The organism is Nocardioides sp., from assembly GCF_035429765.1.
In the GTDB taxonomy this organism is placed as follows: Bacteria; Actinomycetota; Actinomycetes; order Propionibacteriales; family Nocardioidaceae; genus Nocardioides.
Genome location: NZ_DAOMFK010000032.1, coordinates 1 through 4,002 on the forward strand (window position 1 = coordinate 1; position 4,002 = coordinate 4,002).

The window sequence follows — 4,002 nt, forward strand, 5'->3', positions numbered from 1 at the left end:
CGACGACCCGGCCCCCGGTGGCGTGCAGCGCGGCCAGGCCGGCGGGGTGGGCGTGGTCGGGGCTGAGCAGGACGGCCTCCACGACGCAGCCCCGGCGGGCCAGCATGGCGCCGGCGTACAGGGCGTCCCCGCCGTTGGCGCCCGATCCGACGAGCAGCAGGACCCGCCGGGCGTAGCCGCCGCCGAGAAGGTCCAACACGGCGTTGGCCAGCCCGGCGGCCGCCCGCTGCATGAGCGTCCCGTCCGGCACGACGGCCATCAGCTCCGCCTCGGCGGCACGGACCTGGGCCACGGTGTGAGCAGTGCGCATGACCTCAACCTAGACCGCGCGCGGGACTCCCGCGCCCGCCCTCAGCCCTCCAGGACGACCACTGCGGAGGAGATGCCGGCGTCGTGGGAGAGGGAGACGTGCACCGCCGCCGCGCCGAGCTCCTGGGCCCGGGCCGCGACCGTGCCGCGCAGCGCGAAGGAGGGCCGCCCGTCCGGGGAGGAGACCACCTCGGCGTCGTGCCAGGCGAGCCCGGTCGGCGCGCCCAGCGCCTTGGCCAGCGCCTCCTTGGCGGCGAACCGGGCGGCCAGCGAGGCCAGCGGCCGGGCCGCCTCCTCAGGGGTGAACAGGCGCGTCCGTAGGCCGGGCGTGCGCTGCAGGGCCTCCTCGAACCGGGCGACGTCGACGACGTCGATGCCCACTCCCACCACCGCCACCGTGAGCTACTCGACCGTGACGGACTTGGCCAGGTTGCGCGGCTGGTCGACGTCGTGGCCCAGCGCGGTGGCCAGCTCGCAGGCGAACAGCTGCAGCGGCACCACCGCGACCAGCGGCTGGAGCAGGGTCGACACCCGGGGCAGCAGGATCAGCTCGTCGGCGTACTGCTGCACGGTGGGGTCGTCCTCCTCGGCCAGGACGATGGTGCGCGCGCCTCGGGCCCGCACCTCCTGGATGGCGCTGACCATCTTGTCGTGGAGGAAGTCGCGGCCCTGGGGCGGCACCACGCAGAAGACGGGCAGCCCCCGCTCGATGAGCGCGATCGGCCCGTGCTTGAGCTCTCCGGCGGCGAACCCCTCGGCGTGGATGTAGGCGAGCTCCTTGAGCTTCAGCGCCCCCTCCAGAGCGACGGGGAACCCGGCGTGGCGGCCGAGGAAGAGCACCGAGCGGGTGTCCACCAGTCGGTTCGCGAGCTCGTAGACCGCCTCGGCACCGTCGAGGACCCGCTGCACGTGACCCGGCATCTCGGAGAGCTCGTCGACCACGAGGGAGATCTCGTCGCCGAACTTGGTGCCGCGCACCTGTGCCAGGTAGAGCCCCAGCAGGTAGCAGGCGACCAGCTGGGTGAGGAAGCCCTTGGTGGAGGCGACGCCGATCTCGGGACCGGCATGGGTGTAGATGACCGCGTCGGACTCCCGCGGGATGGTCGACCCGTTGGTGTTGCAGATCGCCAGCACCTTCGAGCGCTGCTCGCGCGCGTGGCGGATGGCCATCAGGGTGTCCGCGGTCTCCCCGGACTGGCTGATCGCGACCACCAGCGTGGAGCGGGTGAGGATCGGGTCCCGGTAGCGGAACTCGTGGGCGAGCTCCACCTCGCACGGGATGCGGGTCCAGTGCTCGACGGCGTACTTGGCCACCAGCCCCGCATAGTGGGCGGTGCCGCACCCGACGATGATGATCTTGTCGATCCCACGGAGCTCCTCGTCCGACATCCGCATCTCGTCGAGCTGGAGCAGGCCGGCCTGGTCGCGACGGCCCAGCAGCGCGTCGGCCACGGCGCGCGGCTGCTCGAAGATCTCCTTGCGCATGAACCAGTCGAAGCCGTCCTTCTCCGCCGCCGACAGGTCCCAGTCGACGTGGTAGGCGTGCGCCTCGGCCGGGCTCCCGTGGAAGTCGGTCACCTCGACGCGGTCGCGGGTGAGCAGCACGACCTGGTCCTGGCCCAGCTCGAGCGCCTCCCGGGTGTGCTCGATGAAGGCCGCCACGTCGGAGCCCACGAAGTTCTCCCCCACGCCCAGACCGACCACCAGCGGGGAGTTGCGGCGGGCCGCGACGACCAGGCCGGGCTCCTGGGCGTCCACCGCCACCAGCGTGAAGGCGCCGCTCAGCCGGCGGCAGACCCGCCGCATCGCCTCGGCCAGCCCGGCGCCGGACTCGACCTCGACCTCGAGCAGGTGGGCGGCGACCTCCGTGTCGGTCTCCGAGGCGAGCTCGTGGCCGGCGGCCTCGAGCTCGCTGCGGAGCTCCGCGAAGTTCTCGATGATGCCGTTGTGGATGAGCGCCACGCGGCCGGTCCGGCCGGTGTGCGGGTGCGCGTTGGCGTCGGTGGGCGCGCCGTGGGTGGCCCACCGGGTGTGCCCGATCCCCGTGGTCGACTCCGGCAGCGGACGCTCGGTGAGCGACTTCTCCAGGTTGGCCAGCTTGCCGGCGCGCTTGTCGGTGACCAGGGTGCCGTCGTGCACCAGCGCGATGCCCGCCGAGTCGTAGCCGCGGTACTCCAGGCGCCGCAGCCCCTCGATGACCACGCCCTGCGCCTGCCTGTCCCCCACGTACCCGACGATTCCGCACATGGGCTGGAGTCTATCGGCGATCGACCGCCGACCCGGTGCTGCAAGAATGCGGCCATGACACACGGCCGGGCGCGGACCGCCGGTCCGGAGCACCGCGAGACCTCGCCGTACGTCGAGCTGGACCGGGCCACCTGGGCCGGGCTCGCCGCCACCGCCGACAGCCCGCTCACCCGCGCCGAGATCGTCCGGCTCCGAGGCCTGGGCGACGCGCTGGACCTCGAGGAGGTTCAGCAGGTCTACCTGCCGCTGTCGCGGCTGCTGAGCCTGTACGTCGAGTCGGCCACCGCCCTGCACCGGCGGCAGGAGGCCTTCTTGCACCAGCCCCAGCCGCCGCGCACCCCGTTCGTGATCGGGCTCGCGGGCTCGGTGGCCGTGGGGAAGTCCACGACCGCCCGGGTCCTCCAGCAGATGCTCGCCCACTGGCCCGAGCACCCCCACGTCGCCCTCGTCACCACCGACGGGTTCCTGCTGCCCAACGCCGAGCTCGAGCGGCGGGGGCTGATGCACCGCAAGGGGTTCCCCGAGTCCTACGACCGGCGGGCGCTGCTGAAGTTCGTCATCGACATCAAGTCCGGCTGCGACGAGGTGCTCGCCCCCACCTACTCCCACCTGGTCTACGACGTGCTGCCCGACCAGCCGGTGGTGATCCGGCACCCCGACATCGTCATCGTCGAGGGACTCAACGTGCTGCAGCCGGCCCGGCGGGGGGCCGACGGCCGTGCCGGGCTCGCGGTGAGCGACTTCTTCGACTTCTCCGTCTACGTCGACGCAGGCACCGCCGACATCCGCCGGTGGTACGTGCGCCGCTTCCTGCGCCTGCGCGAGACCGCCTTCCGCGACCCCGCGTCGTACTTCTCCCGGTACGCCTCGCTCACCGAGGAGGAGGCGGTCGCGGAGGCCAAGCGGATCTGGGACACCACGAACGGCCCCAACCTGACCCAGAACGTCGCCCCCACCCGCTCCCGCGCCACCCTGGTGCTGCGCAAGGCCAGGGACCACTCGGTCAGCTACGTCCGGCTCCGCAAGCTGTGACCCAAGCGTCCGGGTGACGCGCCACCAGCACGCTACTGGTGCGTACGACGTGCCAGGCGCGTCGTACGCACCAGTAGCCGGTGGTCGGGGGCGAAGGGGGCCAGTGCGTCTTGCCCGGGGTGACCGGGCGGGAGTTCTCACCGGGCCTCCCGCGCCAGGAACACGGCCGGGATGCTCCACTGCACGCGGCGGCGCGGCCGACGGACGCGAGTCGAGTAGCGAGCGGTCCGGGTGGACCCGGCGCGGCGCGCGCTCTCCTCGATGCGCTGCTGGGCGATCATCTGCATGGTGTAGCTGTTCATGGTGGTGGCTCCTGGGTGGTGGGTGGTGCTGTGCCTCACCCACGAGACTCGCCCTAAGGCCCCCGGTCGCACATCGGGAGAACTCCCGATCCGAGGCCGACTCAGACCAGCC

General features: G+C 72.5%; 5 protein-coding genes. 1 reads left to right on the forward strand and 4 read right to left on the reverse strand.

Annotation, left to right across the window (positions count from 1 at the left end; translation table 11 throughout):
- From PLP61_RS05360 to glmS, 3 genes are all read right to left on the reverse strand, one after another.
- A partial coding sequence (locus PLP61_RS05360) for an NAD(P)H-hydrate epimerase (protein WP_324501106.1) occupies positions 1–310 on the reverse strand: 310 nt, incomplete at its 3' end.
- A 41-nt stretch (positions 311–351) separates the two neighbouring features.
- Entirely contained in the window at positions 352–705 is a 354-nt protein-coding gene (locus tag PLP61_RS05365) for a holo-ACP synthase (RefSeq protein WP_324501108.1), read from the reverse strand.
- A gap of 6 nt (positions 706–711) precedes the next feature.
- Positions 712–2,556, reverse strand: coding sequence for a glutamine--fructose-6-phosphate transaminase (isomerizing) (glmS, locus tag PLP61_RS05370; protein WP_324501110.1), 1,845 nt, complete (start codon positions 2,554–2,556; stop codon positions 712–714).
- 54 nt (positions 2,557–2,610) lie between these two features.
- Between glmS and coaA the strand changes: the two genes are divergently transcribed.
- Positions 2,611–3,588 carry a type I pantothenate kinase gene (coaA, locus tag PLP61_RS05375; protein WP_324501112.1) on the forward strand — a complete coding sequence of 326 codons (978 nt, stop codon included), beginning with the start codon at positions 2,611–2,613 and terminating at the stop codon, positions 3,586–3,588.
- Between the two features lie 137 nt (positions 3,589–3,725).
- On the opposite strand, the gene PLP61_RS05380 is transcribed toward coaA, so the two are convergent.
- Complete coding sequence (locus PLP61_RS05380; RefSeq protein WP_324501113.1) at positions 3,726–3,890, reverse strand: hypothetical protein; 165 nt, start codon at positions 3,888–3,890, stop codon at positions 3,726–3,728.
- Between the last annotated feature and the right edge of the window lie 112 nt (positions 3,891–4,002).

Coding starts and splice junctions, on each gene's coding strand:
- glmS (WP_324501110.1), bottom strand. CDS start 2,556: ATGTGCGGAATCGTCGGGTACGTGGGGGACAGGCAGGCGCAGGGCGTG.
- coaA (WP_324501112.1), top strand. CDS start 2,611: ATGACACACGGCCGGGCGCGGACCGCCGGTCCGGAGCACCGCGAGACC.
- PLP61_RS05380 (WP_324501113.1), bottom strand. CDS start 3,890: ATGAACAGCTACACCATGCAGATGATCGCCCAGCAGCGCATCGAGGAG.